19 protein-coding genes are annotated in these 25,323 nt (G+C 39.1%); 16 read left to right on the plus strand and 3 right to left on the minus strand.

Annotated elements, in window-relative coordinates; all coding sequences use genetic code 11:
* Nucleotides 1-8 precede the first annotated feature (8 nt).
* From ACQY77_RS12485 to ACQY77_RS12540, 12 genes are all read left to right on the plus strand, one after another.
* Nucleotides 9-1,526: a PKD-like family lipoprotein gene (locus tag ACQY77_RS12485; RefSeq protein ID WP_421941813.1), complete on the plus strand. Its 1,518-nt coding sequence runs from the start codon at nt 9-11 to the stop codon at nt 1,524-1,526.
* Between the two features lie 31 nt (nt 1,527-1,557).
* Nucleotides 1,558-2,937, plus strand: coding sequence for a TlpA family protein disulfide reductase (locus ACQY77_RS12490; RefSeq protein WP_421941812.1), 1,380 nt, complete (start codon nt 1,558-1,560; stop codon nt 2,935-2,937).
* Nucleotides 2,938-2,994: 57 nt separating this feature from the next.
* On the plus strand, nt 2,995-4,179 hold the full coding sequence (locus tag ACQY77_RS12495; RefSeq protein WP_421941811.1) for a TlpA family protein disulfide reductase: 1,185 nt from the start codon (nt 2,995-2,997) through the stop codon (nt 4,177-4,179).
* Between the two features lie 19 nt (nt 4,180-4,198).
* Nucleotides 4,199-5,695 (plus strand): aspartyl protease family protein, encoded by a 1,497-nt coding sequence (locus ACQY77_RS12500; RefSeq protein WP_421941810.1) that lies wholly within the window; start codon nt 4,199-4,201, stop codon nt 5,693-5,695.
* 9 nt (nt 5,696-5,704) lie between these two features.
* Nucleotides 5,705-6,844: a thioredoxin family protein gene (locus ACQY77_RS12505; RefSeq protein WP_421941809.1), complete on the plus strand. Its 1,140-nt coding sequence runs from the start codon at nt 5,705-5,707 to the stop codon at nt 6,842-6,844.
* A 172-nt stretch (nt 6,845-7,016) separates the two neighbouring features.
* Nucleotides 7,017-8,519: a glycerophosphodiester phosphodiesterase family protein gene (locus ACQY77_RS12510; protein WP_421941808.1), complete on the plus strand. Its 1,503-nt coding sequence runs from the start codon at nt 7,017-7,019 to the stop codon at nt 8,517-8,519.
* A 169-nt stretch (nt 8,520-8,688) separates the two neighbouring features.
* Nucleotides 8,689-11,058, plus strand: coding sequence for a phosphocholine-specific phospholipase C (locus tag ACQY77_RS12515; RefSeq protein ID WP_421941807.1), 2,370 nt, complete (start codon nt 8,689-8,691; stop codon nt 11,056-11,058).
* Between the two features lie 60 nt (nt 11,059-11,118).
* Nucleotides 11,119-14,034: a ligand-binding sensor domain-containing protein gene (locus ACQY77_RS12520; protein WP_421941806.1), complete on the plus strand. Its 2,916-nt coding sequence runs from the start codon at nt 11,119-11,121 to the stop codon at nt 14,032-14,034.
* Nucleotides 14,035-14,069: 35 nt separating this feature from the next.
* Nucleotides 14,070-14,696 (plus strand): response regulator, encoded by a 627-nt coding sequence (locus ACQY77_RS12525; RefSeq protein ID WP_421941805.1) that lies wholly within the window; start codon nt 14,070-14,072, stop codon nt 14,694-14,696.
* Nucleotides 14,697-14,934: 238 nt separating this feature from the next.
* Nucleotides 14,935-15,291, plus strand: coding sequence for a hypothetical protein (locus ACQY77_RS12530; RefSeq protein WP_421941804.1), 357 nt, complete (start codon nt 14,935-14,937; stop codon nt 15,289-15,291).
* A 2-nt stretch (nt 15,292-15,293) separates the two neighbouring features.
* On the plus strand, nt 15,294-16,160 hold the full coding sequence (locus ACQY77_RS12535; RefSeq protein ID WP_421941803.1) for a helix-turn-helix domain-containing protein: 867 nt from the start codon (nt 15,294-15,296) through the stop codon (nt 16,158-16,160).
* 436 nt (nt 16,161-16,596) lie between these two features.
* On the plus strand, nt 16,597-17,061 hold the full coding sequence (locus ACQY77_RS12540; RefSeq protein WP_421941802.1) for a hypothetical protein: 465 nt from the start codon (nt 16,597-16,599) through the stop codon (nt 17,059-17,061).
* A 152-nt stretch (nt 17,062-17,213) separates the two neighbouring features.
* Here the strand turns inward: ACQY77_RS12540 and ACQY77_RS12545 are convergent, their stop codons facing one another.
* The 3 genes from ACQY77_RS12545 to ACQY77_RS12555 form a co-directional block, all read right to left on the minus strand.
* Nucleotides 17,214-17,786 carry a DUF2911 domain-containing protein gene (locus tag ACQY77_RS12545; protein WP_421941801.1) on the minus strand — a complete coding sequence of 191 codons (573 nt, stop codon included), beginning with the start codon at nt 17,784-17,786 and terminating at the stop codon, nt 17,214-17,216.
* A gap of 67 nt (nt 17,787-17,853) precedes the next feature.
* Nucleotides 17,854-18,039, minus strand: coding sequence for a hypothetical protein (locus ACQY77_RS12550; protein WP_090879812.1), 186 nt, complete (start codon nt 18,037-18,039; stop codon nt 17,854-17,856).
* Nucleotides 18,040-18,103: 64 nt separating this feature from the next.
* Nucleotides 18,104-20,614 carry a glycoside hydrolase family 9 protein gene (locus ACQY77_RS12555; RefSeq protein WP_421941800.1) on the minus strand — a complete coding sequence of 837 codons (2,511 nt, stop codon included), beginning with the start codon at nt 20,612-20,614 and terminating at the stop codon, nt 18,104-18,106.
* A 117-nt stretch (nt 20,615-20,731) separates the two neighbouring features.
* Between ACQY77_RS12555 and ACQY77_RS12560 the strand changes: the two genes are divergently transcribed.
* From ACQY77_RS12560 to ACQY77_RS12575, 4 genes are read left to right on the plus strand one after another with little or no spacing between them, the layout of a single operon-like run.
* Nucleotides 20,732-21,358, plus strand: a complete 627-nt coding sequence (locus tag ACQY77_RS12560; protein ID WP_421941799.1) for a TetR/AcrR family transcriptional regulator — start codon at nt 20,732-20,734, stop codon at nt 21,356-21,358.
* Complete coding sequence (locus tag ACQY77_RS12565; RefSeq protein ID WP_421941798.1) at nt 21,355-22,674, plus strand: TolC family protein; 1,320 nt, start codon at nt 21,355-21,357, stop codon at nt 22,672-22,674. Before ACQY77_RS12560 ends, ACQY77_RS12565 begins: the two co-directional genes overlap by 4 nt.
* Before the next feature lie 8 nt (nt 22,675-22,682).
* Complete coding sequence (locus ACQY77_RS12570) at nt 22,683-23,720, plus strand: HlyD family secretion protein (RefSeq protein ID WP_421941797.1); 1,038 nt, start codon at nt 22,683-22,685, stop codon at nt 23,718-23,720.
* An 8-nt stretch (nt 23,721-23,728) separates the two neighbouring features.
* The gene (locus tag ACQY77_RS12575) at nt 23,729-25,276 is read left to right on the plus strand and encodes a DHA2 family efflux MFS transporter permease subunit (protein WP_421941796.1); all 1,548 of its coding nucleotides are present in this window, start codon (nt 23,729-23,731) and stop codon (nt 25,274-25,276) included.
* The last annotated feature ends 47 nt before the right edge of the window (nt 25,277-25,323 follow it).

Below are 25,323 nucleotides of genomic sequence, written 5' to 3' on the forward strand. Positions count from 1 at the left end.
ACAACAGAATGAAAAATTACATCATAAATACAGTTGGCCTTTGTTTGATTTTGTTCATGGCAATGGCTTGTAGAAAGGACTTGGGTAATTACGATTATCAAGCAATTAACGAGGGCACGATAACTAATATTCAACCATCATACACAGCTCTTCGCGGTAGTGTTTTGAACATAAGCCCTACACTAACATTTACACAAGATAATACAAATGATACATCCAAGTATAGCTATAAATGGTATACTTTGGATAATTCTACCACTCCAGTAACTAAACGGAATATCTCTGAAACGAGAAACTTAAACTGGATTGTATCTATACCAGCAAGCGCCACGGCTTACGATTTACTATATGAAGTAACAGAGAAAAGCACAGGCGTAGCTTTCAGACGGTCTGCAAAACTTACCGTTTCAACAAATATTGCTGATGGTTGGCTGGTGTTAAACGACATTAATGGGAAAGCCAGACTTGATTTCTTCAACTACGTTAACAATGATTTTCAATATTATAATGATGTATTGGCTTCTAATAGTACGTTGGCACTAAACGGAAAACCAAAGCTTGTTTATTTTTATCAACGACGTGACCCTTTTACTTCTGTGATTGCAAAAAGTATTTTAGTTGGAACAGACCAGGGTACTTTTATTATTAATACGCAGGATAACACATTTGGTAATTTTACCAGTTTTACCAACTCAATGACTAATTACGTTCCGGCACCTTATTACGCTGAACGGGTAAAATCGCAGGGTGGAAGCTACTTAGCATATCTTTTAGATAGCAAAGGGCAATTGTTTTTTGAAAATCCAACCGTGGGTTTTGCTTTTGGAAGTAGGGTAAATAGATTAAGTACCGGCGAGGATGTTAACATTTCTCCGTTTATAGCAGAAGCCTATAAAAATATTACCACATATGCTTTAATGTATGATGTAGACAACAGAAGATTTTTAGAACATAAAAATTATGCTACAGCCTCTTCCGTTCCTTCTACCACATCAGACCTATTTGTTCCAGGAAAGATGAACATGGATTTAATGTATATGGATTTTACCCCTGCCGTTTCCGGACAGGCCTTTGCAATTCTTAAAAATGATGCCAACAAGGTCTACCTCGCCCGCATAGTCTGTAACGCTAGTGCATTCAGTCCTCAGGCCTTTGATGAGGTTTTGGCTCCAGAAATGACAAACGCAACACAGTTCGCTATTGATCCAGCCGAGGGTTATATCATGTATTTGGTAGGCTCAAAAATTTATCGTTACAATCCATTCGATAAAACTAATGCCATGGTATTGGATTTAGGCGCAAGGAAAGTCTCTCTAATCAAATATCAGCGTACAATTATGTCGCATACAAATGCACGATACATAGAAAATGCTAAGAAGCTTATCGTATGTTCTTATGATGAAGCGAATCCAACAACATCAGGCAAGATGGAGCTTTTCAATGTTCCTAACTTAAATGGAGCACTATCATTGTTTAAGTCATTCGATGGTTTAGGCAAAATCGTTGACATAAGCTACCGAGAATAACCATCCCAACACACAAATGAAAACCATGAAAATGAAAAAATTATTAAGCGCAGGGCTTTTATGCCTGGCATCCCTTTCTACAATGGCGCAGTTGCCGGTAGAAGTAAAAGGATTATTAAAAAAGAAAAGACTCAGCAATGTAAAGCTTTTTAAAGTTAAGGAAGGTAAAGCAGTAGAAATTGCCAATGCAGTACCAGGAACTAAGGGCCAGTTTGGATTCTTATTTTATCCGGAATATGAAGGCCTTTATGTAATCGGAACCGGAAACGAAGGTAGCCCGAACGACAACTATAAGTTTTACTTTAAAGGTGGTGAGGAACTATCCGTAAGTCTTTTAGATTCAAGTTATGTATTAACAGGCAAAAAAAATTCAAAAGAGAATACGGTGCTTACCCAATGGCATGATTTGACTAACCCATTAGAGCAGAAAGCCATTAACTTTATGAAAGTTAGTAGCACTTTTGTAGATTATTTCCCGGAGCAGGAAGAGATTGTCGCTAAAACCAAGACCTTCCTAAACGGAAAAGCTACTGGTAATGCAAAATTCGATCAGGAAATAAAAAATATCATGGCCTGGGATTTAGCAAGCTACGCGACTAATTTCTTAAATACGCCAAGAAGCGCGCACCCTGCTGTAGAAGAGTACAGTAACTTTTACAGCACCATCAAAGCAGAAGATTTTACTAAAACCACAGCGAAGGTTTATCAGTATCCGTATGGTTTTAGAACACTAACGGGGATTATTGGCTTAAACATGCGCCAGCAAGGTAAAGCTTATAAACGTGGACCGGAAGGGGTCGATTTATTTGCATCGTTTGTGCCTAACGATACTTTAAAGGGTGATCTAATTTTAGACAATGCTGCAGGTTACAAAACCATTACAGATTATGAAAACCTAATGAAAGGCCGTGAGCAGTACATTTTAACGGCATCGCAAAAGGCACGCAGTTCTATTATCATGAATCCATTGTTAACCTATAAACCTGGAACAGATGCTTATAATTTCAATTATGAAGATAAGGAAGGCAAAAAAGTTACAATGGCAAGCCTAAAGGGTAAAGTAATATTGGTAGATGTTTGGGCTACCTGGTGCGGTCCTTGCAGGGCAGAAATCCCATATCTGAAGAAATTGGAAGAGGAAATGAAAGGTACAGATGTACAGATCATCAGCTTATCTACTGATGCCGTTAAAGACAAAGAAAAATGGTTAAAAATGATTAAGGATGAGAAGTTAGGCGGCATGCAGCTTTTTGCTGGTGGGCCTGACAATGAGTTTTCAAAATACTATAAAGTTAATACTATTCCACGTTTTCTGGTTTTCGATAAGCAAGGTAAAATCGTAACCATCGATTCGCCTCGTCCTTCCAACCCAGAGTTAAAGGCACTATTACAAAAAACGCTCGCAAACTAATTCTAAAAGGCGTTGTCCTCCATCTATCGGGCAGCGCCTTACTTAACACATTTATCGATGAAAACATTTAAAAGCTTGCTTTTCGCAGGGCTATTGCTATCCTTTTTGCCTAAAATTTATGCACAGAATGATAGTATTCAAATCAGCGGGGCATTAAAAGGCCTGGGCAATAAATCAGTATGGATCTCTTTTTCCGATGATACCGGGGTTTCCAGAAGCTTTAAGGCCAATGCAACCAATGATCATTTTAAATTAAAATTACCTAAACTGAAGCAACCCTCTATGGCGCGGTTTGATGTTTCTATCCCCCGCGATATGACTGCAACCGTTGATGGTCATATCACATCCAACCCAGCCCCGCGATTAGAACTTTTTGTTTTCAATGAAAATATTACGCTTGCCGGCGAAGCACTGTATGTGCATCTGGCGAAAGTTCAGGGAGATGAAGAGAATAATGCGCTCGCCAGATTTAAAACCTCAGTGTATAAAGAGGAGCGTAAGAATTATGATAATTCGCTAGCCATGTTCAATGCGAAATACCATGGCGGAAAAGCAGTTAAAGATGAGGTATTAATGGCAGAGATTACCGCTAATGGCCGCAAGATTTTTGAACAGCAGCGCAATTTTATTCAGGCTAACCCGGATGCGCTTGCTGCTGTTTTCTTACTAAGCCGATCTCAGAATATCTATACTGCAGGAGATTATACCAAAGTATGGAACAATTTATCAGATAAGTACAAAGATCACCCGCTGGCTAAAGGAATTAAAGCTTATGTTAAAAAAATGAGCAGCACTTTGGATGGAGTGGAGGCGATTGATTTTGAACGTAAGGATAAGGACGGAAATATCATTAAGCTAAGCGACTATAAAGGAAAAACCGTGTTACTTGACTTCTGGGGGAGCTGGTGCGGCCCTTGCAGAGCAAGTCATCCACATTTAAAGGAGCTTTATAGCCGTTATCAGGATAAAGGATTTGAGATTGTCGCCATTGCTCAGGAACAAGGTAAAGATATTGCAGAGGCTAAGAAAAAATGGTTGAAAGCAATAGTTGAAGATGATATTAAATGGAAACACGTGTTGAACATGGATGGGATTGAGAAACAGGACATCGTAAAAAGCTATAACATCATTGCTTTTCCAACTAAGATCCTGGTTAATGCCGAGGGTAAAATAGTACTGAGAATTACATCGAGTGCAACAGACGACATTGATAAAGCATTGGCCAAAATCTATGGTTTTTAATAGCCCTAATTGATTCCTTATGAAATTAAAAATAACTTTTTGTGCTTTTCTTTTTTGCTGCATGAGCCATGCTCAAGCTCAAAATACCGCTCAAAGCCTGGTTAATCACATCAATCAGATGTTTGTAGCCAAATCTGCCGATACACTTAAATCTCAATTGAGCAGCGATTTTTCTGTAGCAGCATATACCATGCCTTCGGCCTTCAACTTATTAAAAACAATTGCAAAGCGCTACGCTTGCGATTCGCTTCAATTAAAAGCATCCAATAAGCAAGGTGATGGATTTAAGCTTACAGTTGTTCCTTTTTCAAAAGGCAAAGCCGGAAAACCAGGCTTTCTTTTTACCAATTCTACTTACCAAATTTTGTATGCTGATATTTTCGATCAGCTTTATGGCATGAACCGCTATAAACCTGCATTATTGCGGGTAAAAATCCCCTTCGAAGAGGAAAATGGATCGATTATTTTGAATGTCAAAGTAAACGGAGATGCAAAGCCACTTCGCTTATTGTTTGATACCGGAGCTGATGGAATGGCCATTACCAAAACCCTCGCAGATGAGGTTGGCATAAAGGCAACGCGCCAGCAAAACACCTCTGTGGTAGGAGGAAATATGCAGATATCGGTATCAGAAGGCAATACCATTCAGCTGGATACTTTTGTAATTAAAAACCAAAGTTTCGCTATTTTCCCCGAAATGCACAAAGATGCTGACGGTATTATCGGGAACAGCATCGCTAAAAATTACATTACTAAAGTAGACTTTGACAAGAAAGAATTATCACTTTATGATTTCGGCGTTTATGAATATCAGGATAAAGGTATTTCTGTTCCTGTCACTGTACCTTCAGGTGTATTTATTATCCCTGGTGATGTAACCGTAACTCCAGAACAAACTCATACAGGCAATTTTGTATTTGATACTGGTGCAGGATATAATTTAATCTGCTTCAGACCTTTTGTAAAAAAGAATAAACTTTTAGTAAGTGGTTTTAAGCCAGAATATAATGGCTCTACAACCAGCATGGGCATGTCTACGCCTACTTATAGTGGCAGAGCATCTGCGTTCTCTTTTGCCAAGATGCCGCCATTAAGCAATTTCCCAATCACCTTAATGGCTGGTGGTGGCCAAAGCGAAAACTGGAATCCAGGCTTTGATGGTTCTATTGGAATCAGAACGATAAGCCGGTATAATTTCACGATTAACCTGCAAGAGAAGGAAATTCACTTTGTTCCCAATAAAACCTTCAATTATCCAAATGATTTTGCTTTGGGCGGATATTTATTTGGCTTTGGTCAAGACGGAAAGCTGAGGGTTTTAGGCCTAATCGCAGGAGGAGAAAACGCGACATTAAAAGCGGGTCAGCTGATTACCGGTATTAATGGTGTAGCGGCATCCACATTGATAGGCAACATCAAAAAAATGAACGAAATTTTGAGCATCCCAAAAGGAACGGCGCTTAAAATTGTAAGCACTTTAAACGGTAACACACAAACCAATACCATAACCAGATAATTATACCAGATGAGAAAATTGATCACCTTAGCGCTCAGTTTAACGGTCGCTTTTACGGCCATTGCACAAGAACAACAAAACCTTTCAGCAGCTTTAAAACAAGCAAAGAAAGAAAACAAACTCATTTTTGTGGATTGCTATTTTACCGGATGTATTCCTTGTAAGCAAATGGACGACAATGTTTTTCCTAACGCTGTGGTGAAAGCAGAAATGGAGAAGAATTTCGTTTTCTTAAAGGTAGATATCTTTAAAGATAAACTAGGAGATACCTTAAAAGTTCAACATATTTTAAATGGCTTCCCAACTTTTTTAACCTTAAATAGCGAAGGTAAACTCATTAGCTCAACCGCGGGATATAAAGACCCCGGACATTTGATGACGATGTTTAAAGAGGCAAAATTGAAGGCTGGCCAGAAGATGTATTTGGATGGATATACGGCACAATATGAAGCAAAAAACTACCCGGATTTCTATGTGGAATTTTGTAAAACACACAAAGGGCTAACCTTAGATAAACTGGCAGAATATACCGCCACAGTAAAAGATTTTAAAGCACCCAATGCTTTGCTCCCGTATTTAGTAGCACGTGCTGCAGATGATAAAGCTGCTGCGGTTATATTAAATGATTATAAAGGCTTTGCCCAATTATACGGAGAGGAAGTTTTACAACCGGTAATAGATTTTGCATTAACCAAGGCGCTAAATGCATCCCTGAAAAATAATCTTGATGAGTCAACATTTACCCGTTTCTTATCTGATAAGAAAAATAATTTCCCGGAGCAATCTTGGAAAATTTGCCTCCAAACTTTGGGCAGCAGGTATTTCTTAGCACTGAAAAAGGATACTGTAGGATACCTGAATTTTGCCATCAAAAATCCCGTATTATACCAATATCATTTCAATGCATTATATAGTTCGGCTTTATCCAGAAACGGCTTAACACCAGAAGTTCAAAAGTTGTTTTGCCAATGGGCGGATGCTATAGTTACCGAAGACTGTGGTCTTGAATTTATTAAAACGGCAGCACAAATACATAAAAGAGCAAAAGACGAAGTGGGTTATAACCGTTTTATGAAAATGGCTTTAGCTTATGCCGGCAGGTATAAAATGCCAACAAGTGGCCTGGATTTAAACACCGGAGCCAGATAAAAGAAGTTGACCAACGTGTAGAAGTGTTGGTTGATGTTTAATTTAGTTAATGATTGAGAAGCTTACCTGGATGGGTAAGCTTTTTGTATTTATTCATATAATGGTTACATTGTATTTAAATCCAATTGGTTTCAAAAATCTACTTTTGAGGTCGAAAAATAAAAACCAAAACATGAAACGAGTACTTACTTTTACCTTTATGGTGTTCATCTTTTCAACGGCTCTTGCTCAAAAATTTAACTGGAACAAAAATCAGGTGATTGCACATCGTGGGGCCTGGAAGAAAAATAAATTACCCGAAAATTCAATCGCCTCTTTAAACGAAGCGGTTAGATTGGGTTGCTATGGATCTGAGTTTGATGTTTGGATGACCCTGGATAAAGTATTAGTGGTTAACCACGATGCAGAGTTTCAGGGTTTAACCATCGAAAAGGTAAACTATGCCGATCTGTTAACTAAAACGATGTCTAACGGAGAGAAAATCCCAACCCTGGAAAGCTACCTTCTTGCAGGTAAGAAGCAAAAAACAACCCGTTTAATTTTAGAGATAAAACCATCTAAAATAAGTAAAGAACGGGGGTTAGAACTTACTGATAAATGCGTAGAAATGGTTAAAAAATTAGGCGTTATCGATTGGACAGAATACATCAGCTTCGATTACGATTATTGCAAACGTATATTGAGCTTATCGCCAAAAGCCAAAGTGGCCTATCTTAATGGCGATAAGAGTGCCGAGCAAATGAAGGCAGATAAATTAACGGGTGCAGATTATCATTACAGCGTTTATCAAAAAGACAACTGGATAGAAAATGCACAGAAATTAGGCTTAACGGTTAACGCCTGGACAGTTAATACCGCTCCGGAAATGCAATGGCTGTTAGCACACCGTGTGGAGTATATTACCACCAATGAACCAGAACTTTTATTTGAACAACTTAAAAAGACACCTGTTGCAAACGGCTGGAAATTAAAATGGGCAGATGAATTTGATGATGCTGGTTTACCTTTATCCAAAAACTGGAGTTACGATGTTGGTGGCAATGGCTACGGAAACAACGAGTTACAATATTATACTGATGCAGACACTACTAACGGGCAGGTAAAAAAAGGAAATCTGTTAATTACGGCAGTTAAGGCCGACAAAGATAAAAACCACTATACTTCAGCCCGTTTGGTAAGCAAAAACAAGGTTGATGTCAAATATGGAAGGATAGAAGTACGGGCAATTTTACCTAAGGGAAGGGGCTTATGGCCGGCCATTTGGATGCTGCCAAGCAACGCAAAATATGGTGGATGGCCAAAAAGCGGCGAAATTGATATAATGGAACATGTTGGTTACAAGCCAGATACGGTTTATGGAAGTGTACATACTGAAAAGTTTAACCACGTCATCAAAACGCAGGTAACCAAAGGAATCGCACTTGATCCTTATGCCGCTTATCATGTATATGCAGTAGAATGGTTTGCAGACCGGATAGATTTCTTTGTAGATGAGCAAAAATATTTAAGCTTTAGAAACACGAAGAAAGGTGCCGGGGAATGGCCATTCGACCAGGATTTTCATGTTATTTTAAACCTGGCTGTTGGTGGAAACTGGGGTGGACAAAAAGGCGTTGATGATGCGGTATTTCCGGCCACAATGAAAGTTGATTACGTAAGGGTTTATCAAAAGTAAATCGCTGGTCTGTGCAGGGAAAACCTAACCCATGGTCCATGGGCCACAGACCATTTTAAATTAAAACACGGGGCAACCCGTCAAAGCTTTTATGCATCAATCTCATTACAGTTTTTATTCCTGTTTAGCTTTAACTAAATTGCAGTATCTAAGCTATATTGTATAATTTATGGACTCACGTAGAGAATTTTTAAAAAAAGCTGCACTTTTTGCAGGCGCTACGGGTATGGCCAGCACTTTGCCCAGTTCTGTGCTGAAGGCAATGGCCATTAACCCTGAACCCGGAAGTACTTTTTACGATGCCGAACACATCGTTTTTTTAATGCAGGAAAACCGATCTTTTGACCACATGTTTGGCAAAATGAGAGGGGTAAGGGGCTTTAATGATCCCCATCCACACATCCAGCCGGATGGAAATAAGGTTTGGTTACAAAAAGACGGGCAGGGTTACACTTATGCGCCTTTCCATGTAGACATTAACAAAACCAAAATTACCTGGCAGGGAGGGTTACCCCATTCATGGAACGACCAGCTGGCAGCCAGAAATGGTGGAAGGTATGATAAATGGCTTCCTGTAAAAACCCCCATGACCTTAGCGCATTACGACCGGAATGATATCCCGTTCTATTATGCACTTGGCGATGCCTTCACGGTTTGCGATCAGCACTTCTGCTCTTCTTTAACAGGAACAACCCCCAACAGGCTGTTCTTCTTTACCGGAACAGTGCGCGGAGAAAGAAGCGAGAACAGGGTAGCGGTGGTGAACAACGACCAGGCAGAATCTCAAAACAATGTTTTTGTAGATTGGCCTACCTTCCAGGAACTTTTAGAAGATAATGGCATCGACTGGCGAATCTATCAGAATGAGCTCTGGACTTCAAAACTTCCGGAGGGAGAGATCGACGATTGGTTGGGAAACTATGGCGATAATCCCGTAGAATACATCAGCAGGCACAATGTAAAGCTTTCTGCTTATTTCAGAAAAAATGGCGACAATACCGTAAAACCACCACTAAGCGCTAAGGAAGTTCAGGAAAAGTACAATAAACTCTCTCAACGGGAGAAAAACCTGATTGATAAAGCTTTCACTACAAATATCAGTCAAAAAGATTATTTAGAGCTGGCACCATTCACGTTTACAACCGACCAGGGCAAGCAAGAAACCATTAACGTTCCGAAGGGGGATATTTTTCACCAGTTCAGGAAGGACGTAGATGAAGGTAAATTGCCGGCTGTTTCCTGGCTGGTTGCACCGCAACGATTTTCAGATCACACCAGCTCACCGCTTTATGGAACATGGTATGTAAGCGAAGCTTTGGATATTTTGACTAAAAACCCGGAAGTATGGAAAAAAACCATCTTTGTGCTCACGTACGATGAAAATGATGGCTATTTTGATCATCAGCCACCATTTGTAGTGCCAAATCCGGATGATTTATCAAGTGGTAAAGTATCCGAAGGTATAAAATATGCCACAGATTTTGAAGGTAGAAAAGTGAGCCCAATTGGGTTAGGCTACCGTGTTCCCCTGGTTATTGCCTCCCCATGGAGCAAGGGTGGTTTCGTTAATTCACAGGTTTTTGATCATACCTCTTCACTCATGTTTATGGAGAAATGGTTAAATAAAAAGACTGGAAAGCCGATTAAAAGCAACAACATCAGCGATTGGAGAAGAGCTGTTTGTGGAGATCTAACCTCTGTATTCAGACCATACAACGGGGATGAAATTAAATCGCCCCAACCGCTGAAAAGAGAAGTGGTGGTAACCGAAATTGGAAATGCCAGGAATAAACCTGCTCAGGTAGGGCCAACAGCACTGAATAAGGCAGAAGTAGCCAAAATTAACAAGTATGAATCCTTTGCGGCACAATCATCTGGCTTTATGCCTAAACAGGAAAAAGGAACAAAACCGGCTTGCGCATTGCCATACCACCTCATGGTTGATGCACATTTGGAAGGCAGGTCTTTACTGCTCCGTTTCCAATCAGCAAAAACCTTGTTTGGAAGTGCAACTGAAAGCGTTGGAGCGCCTTTTAATATGAATACCAATGTCAAGTACAAGGGTGTTGCCGGTAAAATATGGGCCTATGCTGTTAAATCGGGAGATGTTTTAACAGATAAGATCAACATTGACGATTTTGATAATGAAGCTTATGATTTAGCGATAACAGGACCTAATGGTTTTTACAGGCAGTTTGCAGGGAACGTTAAAAACCCTCAGGTCGTTATTAAAGCTTACCCTGAGCAAAATGGCCTGGTTACTAAAAAACTAACAGGCAATTTGGTGTTCGAATTGGAGAATAAGGGCACCACCGCTATTGCTTTAGACCTTATCGATAATAAGTTTAAAGCACCAAACCAAAGCTTGAATATTAAGCCGAAGTCGACGGCAAGAATTGTACTCAATCTTCAGAAAAACAGTAACTGGTACGATTTCAGTGTAAGTCAAAAAGGGAATCTTATTTTTAAAAACCGTTACGCCGGAAAAATAGAAACCGGAGAAATTACCCAAACAGACCCTTACATGGGCAATATTTAAATAATATCCCCCAAATTGGGGGATAGCTTTTGAAAGAAATTATGCTTAATTTGTATCCTGATGCGAAGTATACGACTCATTCTGGGCATAAATATCATAATTTCTTTCATCTCCGTTTATGGTTTTCAGCTCTTTGCACAAAGCTATAATTTTACCAATTACAGTTTAAAAGAGGGTTTACCGCAATCGCAGGTAAGGGAAATTTATCAGGCAAAAGACCGAACGCTTTGGCTGGGCACTTTTGGTGGTCTTAGTAATTTTGATGGCAAAGAATTTACCTCTTATAGCAAAGCAGACGGTTTAGTCTCCAATTCTGTAACGAGCATTGTTGAGGATAATAAAGGACAAATTGTTTTCGGATCCGAAGGGGGGATAAATGTTCTTCAGGCGGGAAAGGTTAAAACCCTTTTTAAAGGCCATGAAGTAAGTTACCTCAATAAAGATTCTCAAGGGAACATTTGGGGCATTAGTGAAAACAAGCTTTTTAAACTGATTAACAATAAGCCTGTTTTTTATCCCATCGGTAAAAATGCTGTAACCATGCTTTCGGCAAATCAGGCGGGAGAATTATTTATCGCCGTAAATGGCAAAGGACTTTACAAGCTTAATAAGAACACCTGGGTGCTTTTCCAGGCTTTTCAACCTGATTTTGCGGCCCTTTACATTACCAAAATCCTTTTCGATCACAGCACTAAGCATAAAATCTACATTTTAACTTACAGAAAAGGTGTTTTTGTTTTAGAAAATGGCAAAGTAACGCCTTACTTTAGCGATAAACGCATCAATATTTACCATTCCATTGAACAAGATGGCAAAGGGAATATTTGGGTGGGTTCTCAAAAAGGTGCTTTCCTGATCGATGATAAGAAGCTGATTTTGCACTTTAATGGTAATAATGGCTTGAGCGATAATCAGGTGGAGGTTATTTTTAAAGATGCTGAAAATAACATCTGGATTTCATCTTTCAGTGATGGCTTTTATAAATATGAGGGCGATGCCTTTATCCGATACAATAAGTTTAACGGGAAGGATCTTCCTTATCCCGTAAGCGGAATCGCCGAAGACAGAAATCAAAATCTTTGGATTGGTACTTTTAATAAAGGACTTTTAAAGTACGACGGAAAAAAGGTAGATGAAGTAAATGTTCCGGAATTAAAAGACCGTAATATTTATTTTGTTTATGCAGATTCGAAAGGCAATATATGGGTTTCTGCCCAGGATTATGGGGTTTGGAAATTACAGGGAGGCAAATTCAGACAGGTTTTAAAACCTGAAAGATTTGTTTGTTCTGCTATGATGGAGGATCGCAATGGTGGATTATGGATCAATAACCCCATGGCAACACTTTATATTAAAGACAATAAAGTCGAAAAAATAAGTGGTTTTGATGGTTACTCGTCGTGTTTATATGGCCTGAGCACAGATAGTGTGCTGGTAGGAACATCAAAAGGGGTGGCGCTAATCAGGAACAGAAAGTTTGACAAAGAATTTAAGATTAAAGCCCTGGAAGGAACTTACGTACTCTCTATTATCAAACATGGAGATCGGGTTCTTTTTGCCACCTTGGGCGATGGAATTGTAAGCTGGAATGTCAAAACAGGGGAGATCAGGAAATATGTAGTTGCGGACGGATTGAATTCTAATGACATCTATAGTTTTGCCATTGATAATCAGCAAAATTTATGGTGCGGAACAGGTAGAGGAATTAACAAGCTTAGCTTTATTAAAGCTGAAAACAGATACACAGTATTTAATGATAACCCGATGATCATTGAGTGCAATCAGAATGCAATTCTGAATTACAAAGGAAATATTTTAGTAGGAACCATTAGTGGTTTAATCAGGTGCCAAACCAATGTTGTAGCAGAAAACAAACCCGACCCTTTAATTCGTATCAGACAGGTTAATGTATTCGATAAAAACAAAAAAGCAAATGATTTTCAATTGCATAATTTGAGATCGGAGGATAAACCATTTAAATTAAGATACAATCAAAATCATCTTTCTATAACATTCAAGGCGGTTTATCTAACCAATCCACAATCAGTAGTGTACCGGTATAAGTTGTTGGGTATAGACAATGATTTCAGCAAACCTGTTCCCAATACAGAAATAGAATACTCTGCAATCAGGCCTGGAAGTTATACTTTTCAGGTCTTTGCCATTGCCAACGGTAAACAATCCAATATTGAGCAGTTCAGTTTTATCATTATTCCACCCTTTTATGATACGGTTTGGTTTAAAGTTATAGCATTTGTGCTGATTATGCTTGTCATTTGGCTTATCTTTTATCTCATATTCAAGAACAGGGAGAAAAAGAAAGATCAACTGGAAACAATAAAGATTAAAGAACAGGAGAAAATCCGGAAACAAACAGCTGAAGATTTTCATGATGATATCGGCAATAAGCTAACCAGAATTAATGTCCTTTCTGAGATTTTGGATAAGAAAGTTAATGACGATCAGCCAGAGCAAAAGGAATTAATCCGGTTGATCAGAGAAAATGCCGGACTACTGTATACAGGTACTAAGGATATTCTTTGGGCATTGGATCCCCAGAGTGATAATCTTTTTGAAATTTTAATGCACATTAAAGGCTTTGGGATTGATTTATTTCAGAATACAGGGGTTTCATTTCAAATGGAAGGCGTATTGCCCGAGCATCGAAAGCTTCATTTATCTATGGAGTTTAACCGGAACCTCACCCTGATATTTAAAGAAATGTTAAATAATGTATTGAAACATGCTGAAGCTAAACAGGTTTTAATTATGGTGATAGAAACGGAGCATAATACCATTAACATATTAACCACTGATGATGGAAAGGGCTTCGATATAGATACCGTAGACAGAGGAAGAGGGCTTAATAATATTCAAACAAGATGTAAAAGAATAAAATCTACCTTTCAGATTTCCTCAATAAAAGGTAAAGGCACAACAACAACAATTTCTACACGAATTCCTGTTACAAAATGATTAGTTAAGCGTCTTAAATGCAAATCGATAAAATTATGAACAAAGAATTACGCATTGTACTCATCGAGGATGATGATGTTTTAAGGATGGGATATCAGTCATTGCTGAGTGATGTACCAGACTTTGCTGTAATTAATGCTTATGGCTCATACGATTTGGCAAAAAAGCAGTTGCCCCAGGATCAGCCAGATGTGATTTTGTTAGATATTCAAATGCCAGGTACCAACGGGCTTCAGGCCCTTCCGGCGATAAAAAAGGCTATTCCGTATGCCAATATTATTATTTTAACCGTTTTTGATTCTCCCGAATTGGTTTTTGAAGCACTAACTATGGGTGCTGGCGGATACCTCACAAAAAACTCCAGTGCAGCGAAAATTATAGATGCGATCAGGGAGGTGAGCTCAGGAGGAGGGGCCATGAGCACCAACGTGGCCCGCATTGTGATGCACTCTTTTCAAAAGAATCTAAATTCTCCCTTAACCAAACGGGAAACAGAGATTCTGGAAAAAATCGCTAATGGTCAAACCAAATCGCAAATTGCAACAGAGCTGTTTATAGACCTCGAGACGGTAAGGAGCCATGTAAAGAATATCTACGTTAAGCTGGATGTTAATTCAAAGTCTGAGGCCATTAAAACCGCTAAAGAAAGGAAATTTATATAGCAGTTGTATTTGACCACATATCAGGATCACGTATTTCATTTAGCTGCCTGGAGGCTATTTTACCAATTCGTGGGGCATTGGACCAGGCATTTCTTTGGGCAGGTTCGTATTCTATTCGGCAAAAACAGCCCTTGCACCTAATAACATTTTTTTAATAAACTATGCTAAAATCCCCCTTTTTGGGTGGTTCTATGATTGAGTTTTCGGTTTAATTTTACATCATACAAATTAACCCAGTATGAATCCGAACTCAAAATCATTGCCTGTTCAGGGAGCATCACGCAGTGAAGCGAACAGCTTATTTAATGACTTTTTTAATGTTGAGGCCATTTGTGGAAATGAATTGGTGAAGGAGGGAGTTAACTGGGCCGGTATTATCCATGATGCGGGTATTGTTAGCCCGGTGGATACATGCGAGAATAAAATCACCTTATATACCGAAGACCTGATAAACGATTACTGTCGTCTTAAAGCAAGCGGAATCCAATTTAATCAAAGACCTGTTTACATTGAAGAGGGTCTTTTTGTTGAATTCTCAGATCCTTTTGGTAATTGCTATACCCTGGTTGAAAAAAGAAATTATAACGAAGATTAGTAATGAAATACGTAAAGGAGTTAAGCAACAGAAATAAAATAGTAAGTGAAACCACTTGCGAAGCCATTTCTGAACAAAAAAACACCGCGTATACCATTAAGTTTGTTTTTGCAGGAACAGAGGATTGCGAAATCCATAAACGCAAATTAAGCATCTACCCCGATAGCTTTGCAGTGCTCAATGCCGGAACTACTTACAGCAGCAAAATAGATTCCCTAACCCCGGTAAATACCTTTTCCATTTCTTTTGAGAAGAAATTCCTTCAAGATTTTCAACTGAGCCTAACAGGTTCTGCAGAGCAGTTATTAGAAACAGAAACTCCCGGAGAAGCGCCAAGCTTTATAGAGTCGCTTTATCCATTTAAAGGCGATATGCGCTACAATATCCTGCATTTAAAAAGTCAATTGGATAGGGGATTGAATGATGAAATGTTGATTAACGAATACCTTCATCATTGTTTATTAAATTACTATAAGATTTATAACCAGGAAGTATTGCAAAAAATGGAGCGGTTGAGCTTCATTAAAACCAAAACAAAGCAAGAGATTTTGAAAAGGTTAACACTTGCAAAAGAATACATCAACAGCAATTATAATCAAAATATACTGCTGGAGAATATAGCCGATCATGCTTGTTTATCGGTTAATCACCTGCTCAGAACTTTCAAGGAAGCTTATCAGATCAGCCCTTATCAATACCTGGTTCAACTGCGATTGGCTAGGGCAAAACACCTTTTACAAAATACACCTTATTCTCTCAATGAAATCGTTGGATTAGTAGGTTTCGAATGCCCCAGTTCGTTCATCAGGCTATTTAAAAGCACATTTAATGTTACACCGGCAAAGTACAAAAGAATGAAGACGGCTTAAAATTTTGGCAATCACAATCAAACTGTATAATACTCCGCGCTATCATTCAATTATTCCATCATTCATCCTTTAAATAGTGATTTCTGCATGTTTTTTTTTAAGCCCTGATCGTATTTTTGAAAACACATACAGGACAATTTTGTAGAAGTTTTTTCCTGTTTAGGTTAATAATGAATTTGAAAAAGCAAACTGCCAGGATTGGGGTTTGCTTTTTTCTAAACGGCCTATTTTAGCACTTGGCTGTACCCAAATAAAGACATTGAACCCGATAAAAAATATTAATGAAAAACAGTTTTTAATTTTTGCTGCCCTTCGCCCTTAACCAGCGAAGGGTTTTTCGTTTTTAATATCTTTAAATATACTGGTAATTAAGGTGTTATCGGCATATTTTTTTCTTCAAATAGCCCCGATATTTAATAAAAAAACACAGATAGTTATGAAACTAAAAGCTTTAGTGATTCTATTACTAGGTATTATAATCACAGGTAATGCTGTTGCAGGAGATAAACCAACAGTAAGCCACACTTCGGTTATCAATCATTTTATGGATAGCTATATCAACTCTGATTATAAGAAGTTAAAAGCAGTGTTAAGTGAGGATGCTGTTTTTACCTCTAACAGAGATGTGCGGGTGGTGAAGCATAGCGCAAGTGATGTGTTGAATCAGATGAAGAAAAATGAAGGCGTTAAGCAGGGAGATTGCAACATCAGTGCAAGTATTGTTTCTGAAACAGATGCATTGGTAATTGCAAGGGTAGATATTAATTACGAATTATTTGATGGGAATCAGCAAAACTATGTGGTGATCGAAAAAAATAAAGGAGGAGAGTGGAAAATAACCCAGGTTTACAAAATGTTTATCGTAGGAGATACCGATGCTAAAAAATTAGTGAGCAATTAGTCCTATAAAAGAAAGATTGCATCAAAAAGATTGATTGTCATCCTGAGCCTGTTGAAGGGCCCTGTTAATTATTATCAGGGCGTTTCGACAGGCTCAACGTGACAGCTTTGAGTCGAGATTGAATTTATGACACAACCTCTTGTAGAGGCAAATTATTTGAAACTTATCGGAAGTTCTACCTGTGTTTTATCCCAGGCCGCAATTAAGCCCGCGCCATTATCTTTGGGTATAAAAGTAACAGAGAAAAACTCAACCGGTTTACTCAGCGTTTTAACCGGAACATTAACACGAACAATATCTTTAGACTGATCATAAGAAAATGCTCCCCATTTATCGGTCTGACTGTTTAAGATTAGGGTCCAGGTATCTTTATTGGGAATAGCAAAAAGACTATAATTTCCGGCTTTAATTTTCTTTCCTCCAATAATTACTTTATCGTAGAAACGAATTTCCGTGCTTTCGTTTGCACCAAAGCGCCAAACTTTACCAAATTGTTCTAAAACACCAAATACTTCGCGGCCTTTCTTCTGCGGACGGGAATAAATAAGCTTTATTTTAGGTTTGGCGAGATCTTCATCTTTTGCTTTCGCCGCATTTAAAGGGAAATAAACAATGTCTGCAGGACTAGAATCTGCAGCCGCAAATTTTATTTCCGTTTGAGCAGCTTCCTGCCCCTTTGCAGCACAACAAAATAGAGCGAAAACAACAATGAATATATTTTTCATTTGTTTCGAAATTAGCTAAATCCAATGGTTCGCATTGGATAATCGTATGAATTGGAAATATGAAGATTTAGTATTTTCTTCCTTTTACAATAGCGTTTAAAAATAAGCCTGCTGTTAACAAACCTAAAACACCACCTAATAAAGCAAAGATGTAGTTTTGCGTAATGATAGCTCCAGTCAAAATACCAAAGAATAAGCCTAAAGCATAATAAAGCCAGTTGAAGTTATTGTTGCTGTTTTCTTGTACACTCATGTTTTTTATTATTTGGTGGCAAAGTTAATATTTATTTTAAAATTTAATTTGAGATAATGCAGCTTTAAGGGAATAAATTGTCAATTCTCTCCATTTTGTAACCTTCTTTTTTCAAATATCTAATCAATTCTGGTAACCGGTTATAGAATTTGTCTTTTCTTTTGGGATCTGTGCCAATATGCAACAACAAGATAAAGCCATTTAAACCACTGGGTTTCGATTGATTATATTGCACAATCGATTTAAAAATCTCATCACTGCTGCGGTAACTTTTTCCCATTTCAGGGAAGGTGTAATCTGCATTTGAACGGGTGCCGGGGCTGAAGTTAATCAGTGTTAATCCTTGTTGCTTCGTCCAATCGGAAATGGTTTGGTTATACCATTCATATGGGGGAAGAAAATACCGGGCATTGGTTCTGCTAATGCCAAACTTGGCCATAGCCTCATAGTTTTTGACTAAATCTGTATCGAACTGCGCTTTCGAAACCAATAAACTATCCCGTTTTTTCCAGTCGCAGTAAAGGAGATGTTGGTCTGAATGCGGGCCAAGATAGTGCCCATTGCTTTTTAACCGGTTAATAGTTGCTTTAAAAGCGGGTTGGTTGTAAAAATTTCCGGTCAGAAAAAATGATGCTTTAATCTTTTCTTTTTGTAGGGTTTGGGTAATCATGCCTGCGCCATCAGCAAATTCATCTCCTGTAAAAACGAGGGCAATTTTCTTTTGGGTAGAATCAGCGCGAACTGTAGCTCCTAAATGAAACGATTGGTTAGATTTAGCTTGTGCCTCTGCTTCTTTCGCGGCCAATAAATAAATTAAAGAAGCTGTCCCATCCATTGTAGGTTCATTGGTGCTATAATCGCCATAATCATCGTGATAAACCGCCAGATCACTTTGGAACTCCGCATATTCATCTGCTTCGGCCAGTTTAATTCCGATAAGGCCTTTGTAAATATTGGTGTAAACCGGCCCATCAACTAATCCGCCATCGATGGCGTAATTTTTCAAATGCGTAAATGCCGAATGCGGATCTTTTGGTGTATCAGCCCAATGGGGTAAGCCATACACCATGCTGGTTCCCCAGGGGTTACAGCCTAAAATCCAATCCAGATTAGCTTGCTGCAGCATGGCATAACTTTGGTCATGGGTTAAATCTTCATACCACATGCATTGCATGGCAAAGGCAACAGTTAAATTATTGCTGCACCATATAAAAGGGATACCCCTATAAAAGGCGTTTTGCTTTGCCCTGGTCCAAACCTGTTCTATACCATCCTTATAATAACCCGCAATGGTAGTTTTTTCTTCGCCCTGCAGCTGCTTTGCCAGTTCATAATGGCCAAGGTTAATAAAAGGATAATACTGATAATGGGCTGCAGTGTCTTTTAATAGCCAGGGCGTTGTTTTTTCCTGTGCGGCATAAGTCATTGCGGTTATAAGTGCTTTTGAATTGACATTAGATTGGGAGAAATACTGTGCTGCAGCGGCCAGTTCCATATCATCCACCCAATTGTCTTCAGCATAAATGTAGGGCGATTTAACCGAAATCGTTTGGGTGACCCCCGGTTTTTGAAGTGCATATTGATAAGCTGTTTTTGACTTTTCGGCAAGCAATCGCGAATAAGCCTTGTCATAGGTTTTAAATAGAGAGGCACCTAAACTAAAAGCGCTGCTGTATTTAGCCGCGGTAGAACTGGTACCCGTGGTGTTGTTCATAAATTTGCCGCGTTGCTGGGTTTCTCCAGTAATGAAATACAATGGACGTTCAAAACCTTTGCCGTAAAAGTTGTCTTCTTTTGGGAGTCGCATCCCGGCATGATCGCGGTCATCACCCAGTTGATTAAACATGATGTTTTTCCTGGGGTGCATCTTCAATAACCAGTTTAAGCCCCAGCGCGCTTCATCCAATACATCGGCAGTTCCGTTGCTGCCATCTAATCCGTTAGCCAGCTTTTCATCACCAAAAACCTTGGAGAAATCACGGTAGGCCATTAATAAGTGATAGGCGGCATTGGCCGAAGTGGTCCCGTACTGGAGGTAATCGCTCGCATCGTGCCAACCACCGGAGGCATCGAAATGGGTGCTGTCTTTTATGCCGGATTTTTCACTGTAAAGCGAAAAACCGTCATGGGTATGGCAACTGTCTTTTAGGAAAGGGTTAAATCCACTGCGTTGTTGGCGCATATAACGGAGGCAAAAATCAGCTGCGCCTTTGTATACATCATCATTAACAATGATGAGTGGGGATAAAACATCGTTTATCCGGATATAAAACCGGCCTTTTAAATTAAAGTCAGAAAAATTTAAGCGGGCAGTTTTCTGAAACGGCCCGTAAGCGCCATAAGCTTCTATTCTTGCTGAATGATAAACTACTTTTTGTGTCTGCTGATCAATAATTTCAAATTGATGAGGTATCTCTTCGCTTTTACTGCACCAAACCGCCACCTTTATTCCTGAAGGGGTATAGCCCAAAAGATTAATTCGAATCCAACTTGGTTGAGTAGCCTCATTGCTTTTGAAGGCAAACAAAGCAATCGAAAATAACAATACAGTAAGGAATGTATACTTTTTATGCATTTCTGATAGGGATTATTTCGCTTAAAATTAACCTTTTATCAAGGAATTGTAAAAGAAGCTATAAAACATTTGGATATTAATCAAGCGATTGATTAATTTTGTGCTGTTAAAAAAGAAATGAAAACAGAAAAAATAGATAAAAGGCAGGCCATTTTGGAGGCAGCAGAAAAGCTGTTCTGCGAAACGGGGTATGAGGGAACGTCTACCCGCCAGATTGCGAAGGAATCTGGAGCGAACATGGCCATGATTAATTATTATTTCGGATCTAAAGAAGGTGTGTTTTTGGAGATAATGAATGACCGAATTGCAAGCTTTGGCTCGCAACTGAGGATCATCAACGAAGATAAAATTTCATCAATAGAGAAATTGCATAGGGTAATAGAAGGTTATGTTAACCGGATATTGTCTAACACAGCTTTTCATAAAATGATGCATAGGGAACTATCGCTTACACAGCGGCCGGAGATGTATGATAAAATTAAGGATGCCATGAGTCAAAACATGTTGGTTATCGAAAAGATCATAACCGATGGTATTGAGGAGGGTAGTTTTAATCAGGTAGATGTGAGAATGGTTATCGGAACAATTATGGGTACCATTAGCCATATTGTTATTTCTCCTAATAAAGTTATGCCTTGTGCAACACTTGATTTGAATAATCCGAAGGATAAAAAGATTATAAAGGAAAGGGCAATTGCTCATTTAAAAGACCTAACAACAGTTTATTTAACAACAAAAAGATGATACCCAAATCAATCCGATTAATGCTTGTGGCGTCATTAGTTCCGGCTACTTTACTGGCACAAAGTACCAAAGAGCTAAACATCACTCAGGCAATAGAACTTGGCATAGCCAACAGTAAAAATTTAAAATTATCACAAAATAAGATAGACCAGGCTGTAGCACAACTGGCAGTAGTAAAGGATAACGCACTTCCAACAGCTAACGCCAGTTTTATGTATAACCATGCCGAAATTCCGACCAACACTTTTAGTTTAGGTGAGGGATCCAGCGCATTGCATTTGCCCAAAAGAGCCGACGCATTTGTAGGAACAGCAGCAGTACAAGAGCTGGTTTATGGCGGAGGTAAATTAAAATATGCCAAAGAATCAACCAGGTTACTGGCAGAAGTTGCCCGCCTGGATGCAGATAAAAGCAAAGAGGAAATTAGCTACGCCGTAATTAATACTTATTATGCATTATATAAAGTATTGCAGAGCAGAAAAGTAGTAGATCAAAACCTGGAATCAATTGCTGCGCAGATTAAACAGGCTCAGCGCTTTTTTGAGCAGGGTATTGTAACCAAAAATGATGTATTGAGATTTCAGTTACAACAGGCGAATGTTATGCTTACCCAGATGGATATCGAGAGCAATAGAAAAATCATCAATTACAATTTAGATATTCTTTTAGGCCTTCCTGAAGATACAGAAGTAAAAATTACTGATCCTGATGGTACACTGAAAGTGGCAGGTTCGCTTGGTGATTATGTTAATCTTGCAATGGCTAACCGCCAGGAATTAAAACAGCTCGATTTTCAGGATAAAGTGGCTGATTATAATGTTAAAACGATTAAGGCCAATACCAGACCAACAGTAGGTGTAGGTGCAAATTTGTATTACATTAACCCGAGCGGTAGTTTTATTCCTCCTGTTAATCAGTATTTGTTGCCGGTTACCTTAGGTGCAACGGTTTCCTGGAACGTAGGCAGCCTTTGGACCAATAAAAACAAGGTAACTGAAGCAAAGATCCAGCAAAAAGAAATTACCCTTCAGAAAGATATTTTATCTGATCAGGTAAAAACCGATATCAATAAAAATTATCAAAACTACCAGGTAGCCATCAGCAAGATCAAAGTTTTAGAAACTTCAATTGCTCAGGCTACAGAAAACGATAAATTACTGGCTTCAAAATACAAGAACAATGTAGCATCTGTTACCGATCGTATCGATGCCGAAACCCTGCTTTACCAGGCAAAAATTAATTTAGAAATAGCTAAAGCTGATGCAGGTTTAGCTTACTATACCCTATTAAAATCAACAGGAAAAATAACGCAATAAATACAGCAATGACAACTGAAAAGAAAAAGAAAAATATAGTAGTACCTATCATTTTAGGCGTTTTACTAGTAATTGGTGCCGTTTTCGGTATCACAGAGTGGAATTATTACAGTAAGCACGTGGATACAGATGATGCCCAGATTGATGGAGACATTAGCCCTGTTGTTGCTCGTGTAAGCGGATATGTTCAAAGCATCAGTTTCGAAGAGAACACGCATGTGGAGGAAGGACAAGTATTGGTGAAACTGGATGATCAGGATTTTAAAGTGAAGTTGGAACAGGCAGAATCCGGACAAAAAGGAGCAAGTGCAGGTGTAGGCGTAGCACAGTCGCAAATTATTGCTACTCAAGCCAATACGAGCACCGCAAAAGCTAACGTTGAAGCTGCACGTGTAAAATTGAATTTAACCCAAAAAGATTATGATCGTTATGCGAATCTGGTAAAAGACGGATCAATTACGCAACAGGCTTTTGACCAGGCAAAGGCAGCAAAAGAATCTGCTCAGGCCGCTTATCAGGCTGCTTTAGATCAATACAATGCTGCGGTTAAACAGGTAGGTACCACACAATCTCAATTAGCGGTAAGCAGTAATGTGATCAGCCAACGTCAAAGTGATATCGATTTTGCGAAACTTCAACTTTCATATACCGAAATTAAAGCACCAACATCGGGTATTGTATCTAAAAAGAACGTTCAAAAAGGCCAGTTGGTTCAGGCCGGGCAATCATTATTTTCTATTGTTAACGATGGAAGTATTTACGTAACGGCTAACTTTAAAGAAACGCAGTTAGAGAAAATCAAAGAAGGATCAAAAGTAGAAATCGAAGTAGATGCTTATCCAGATCAGAAAATAGAAGGTGAAGTATACAACTTTGCCCCAATAACTGGTGCAAAAGGATCTTTATTGCCTCCGGATAATGCTACCGGTAACTTTGTTAAAGTTGTTCAACGTGTTCCGGTAAAAATCAAAATACATCCATCAAAAGAGCTGCTAGCTAAATTACGCCCGGGAATGAGTGTTAAAGCATCAGTTTCTACTAAATAACAAACAAAATGGCCGAAGTAGGTTTAAAAAAGTGGGTTATTACTTTTACGGTGATCACAGCATCTTTATTGGAGCTGATTGATACCACCATCGTAAACGTAGCTATCCCACAAATACAGGGAAACCTGGGCGCAACATTGGAAGATGTGGCCTGGCTTTCTACCGGCTATGCGGTAGCCAACGTTATCGTATTGCCCATGTCAGGTTGGTTAGGTAACCGATTTGGCAGAAAAAATTATTTCCTTACCTCTATTATTGTTTTTACGCTGGTTTCCTTCCTATGTGGAAACGCTACTTCCTTAAACGAGCTGGTGCTTTTCCGTATTATCCAGGGATTAGCCGGGGGTGGTTTGATTTCTACAGCACAGGCAATTTTAATTGAAACCTGGCCGAGAGAAGACGTGGGAATTGCCACCGCTTTATTTGGTTTAGGAGCAGTTGTGGGACCAACCGTTGGGCCAACCATTGGTGGTTATATTTTGGATATCAGCTCATGGCCTTGGATTTTCTACGTAAATATTCCCGTCGGAATACTCGCGGCCTACTGTACTTACACCTTTGTGAAGGCCACCCCGAAAGAGGGGAAAGGCCAGCCGGTAGATTGGTGGGGGATCGCATTATTGGCGATTGCAGTAGGCAGTTTGCAAACCGTGTTAGAAAAAGGGGAGAGCGAAGATTGGTTCGCAACACCATATATCACCGCTTTGGGTGCAGCATCTGTAATAGGGTTATTGTTATTCATCTGGCGAGAAACGACCACTGATCACCCCATCGTTAACTTTAAAATTATGAGGCACCGAAGCTTCTCCGTTGGGATGTTTACCTCATTTGTATTGGGGTTTGGACTATATGGTTCGGTGTTTGTATTCCCGGTATTCTGTCAGAATTTGCTCGGTTTCTCTCCATTACAAACCGGTGAGCTATTGTTTCCCGGGGGTTTATGTACCATTGTAATGATGCCTTTTATTGGAATCATGCTTAAAAAAGGAGTGCCGGCACAATTTATGGCTACAGGTGGGATGATCTTGTTCTTCGTTTTCTGTTGGATGTTAAGTAATTCGACCCTGCAATCCGGAACAGGAGATTTTTTCCTGCCATTAATGATTAGAGGTGTAGGTATGGCGCTACTATTCGTTCCATTAACCACATTGGCAATTCAGGATCTGAAGGGGCCCGAAATTGGTCAGGGATCTGGTTTGAACAACATGATGCGTCAATTGGGAGGCTCATTTGGTATTGCCGCTTTAACAACCTTAATCCATGTTCGTCAAGGTTTTCACAGAAGTAATCTTTTAACGAACGTTAACGAATATAATCCGGCATTTACCGAAAGATTCGATATACTGGTAAAAGGTTTCATGGCCAAAGGGCAGAATTTTATCGATGCCAAGGTAATGGCATTTAAAGCAATGGAGGGTTTAATTACCCGACAAACCATGCTGCTTACTTATGATGATGCATACTGGGTTGCCGGCTTGATTATGTTGTTTTCAATCCCGCTACTTTATCTTCAAAAGTTTAAGAAAAACGCAAACATTCCTGCCGATGTGCACTAATTTTGGCAAAAAAACAGCCAAAATGTTGATAAAAAACAAAACGGCCG

Source organism: Pedobacter sp. (assembly GCF_965279535.1).
Lineage (GTDB): Bacteria > Bacteroidota > Bacteroidia > Sphingobacteriales > Sphingobacteriaceae > Pedobacter.

Excerpts from the sequence above, each read along its gene's own strand:
- ACQY77_RS12485 (WP_421941813.1), top strand. The coding sequence starts at position 9 with ATGAAAAATTACATCATAAATACAGTTGGCCTTTGTTTGATTTTGTTC.
- ACQY77_RS12490 (WP_421941812.1), top strand. The coding sequence starts at position 1,558 with ATGAAAAAATTATTAAGCGCAGGGCTTTTATGCCTGGCATCCCTTTCT.
- ACQY77_RS12495 (WP_421941811.1), top strand. The coding sequence starts at position 2,995 with ATGAAAACATTTAAAAGCTTGCTTTTCGCAGGGCTATTGCTATCCTTT.
- ACQY77_RS12500 (WP_421941810.1), top strand. The coding sequence starts at position 4,199 with ATGAAATTAAAAATAACTTTTTGTGCTTTTCTTTTTTGCTGCATGAGC.
- ACQY77_RS12505 (WP_421941809.1), top strand. The coding sequence starts at position 5,705 with ATGAGAAAATTGATCACCTTAGCGCTCAGTTTAACGGTCGCTTTTACG.
- ACQY77_RS12510 (WP_421941808.1), top strand. The coding sequence starts at position 7,017 with ATGAAACGAGTACTTACTTTTACCTTTATGGTGTTCATCTTTTCAACG.
- ACQY77_RS12515 (WP_421941807.1), top strand. The coding sequence starts at position 8,689 with ATGGACTCACGTAGAGAATTTTTAAAAAAAGCTGCACTTTTTGCAGGC.
- ACQY77_RS12520 (WP_421941806.1), top strand. The coding sequence starts at position 11,119 with ATGCGAAGTATACGACTCATTCTGGGCATAAATATCATAATTTCTTTC.
- ACQY77_RS12525 (WP_421941805.1), top strand. The coding sequence starts at position 14,070 with ATGAACAAAGAATTACGCATTGTACTCATCGAGGATGATGATGTTTTA.
- ACQY77_RS12530 (WP_421941804.1), top strand. The coding sequence starts at position 14,935 with ATGAATCCGAACTCAAAATCATTGCCTGTTCAGGGAGCATCACGCAGT.
- ACQY77_RS12535 (WP_421941803.1), top strand. The coding sequence starts at position 15,294 with ATGAAATACGTAAAGGAGTTAAGCAACAGAAATAAAATAGTAAGTGAA.
- ACQY77_RS12540 (WP_421941802.1), top strand. The coding sequence starts at position 16,597 with ATGAAACTAAAAGCTTTAGTGATTCTATTACTAGGTATTATAATCACA.
- ACQY77_RS12545 (WP_421941801.1), bottom strand. The coding sequence starts at position 17,786 with ATGAAAAATATATTCATTGTTGTTTTCGCTCTATTTTGTTGTGCTGCA.
- ACQY77_RS12550 (WP_090879812.1), bottom strand. The coding sequence starts at position 18,039 with ATGAGTGTACAAGAAAACAGCAACAATAACTTCAACTGGCTTTATTAT.
- ACQY77_RS12555 (WP_421941800.1), bottom strand. The coding sequence starts at position 20,614 with ATGCATAAAAAGTATACATTCCTTACTGTATTGTTATTTTCGATTGCT.
- ACQY77_RS12560 (WP_421941799.1), top strand. The coding sequence starts at position 20,732 with ATGAAAACAGAAAAAATAGATAAAAGGCAGGCCATTTTGGAGGCAGCA.
- ACQY77_RS12565 (WP_421941798.1), top strand. The coding sequence starts at position 21,355 with ATGATACCCAAATCAATCCGATTAATGCTTGTGGCGTCATTAGTTCCG.
- ACQY77_RS12570 (WP_421941797.1), top strand. The coding sequence starts at position 22,683 with ATGACAACTGAAAAGAAAAAGAAAAATATAGTAGTACCTATCATTTTA.
- ACQY77_RS12575 (WP_421941796.1), top strand. The coding sequence starts at position 23,729 with ATGGCCGAAGTAGGTTTAAAAAAGTGGGTTATTACTTTTACGGTGATC.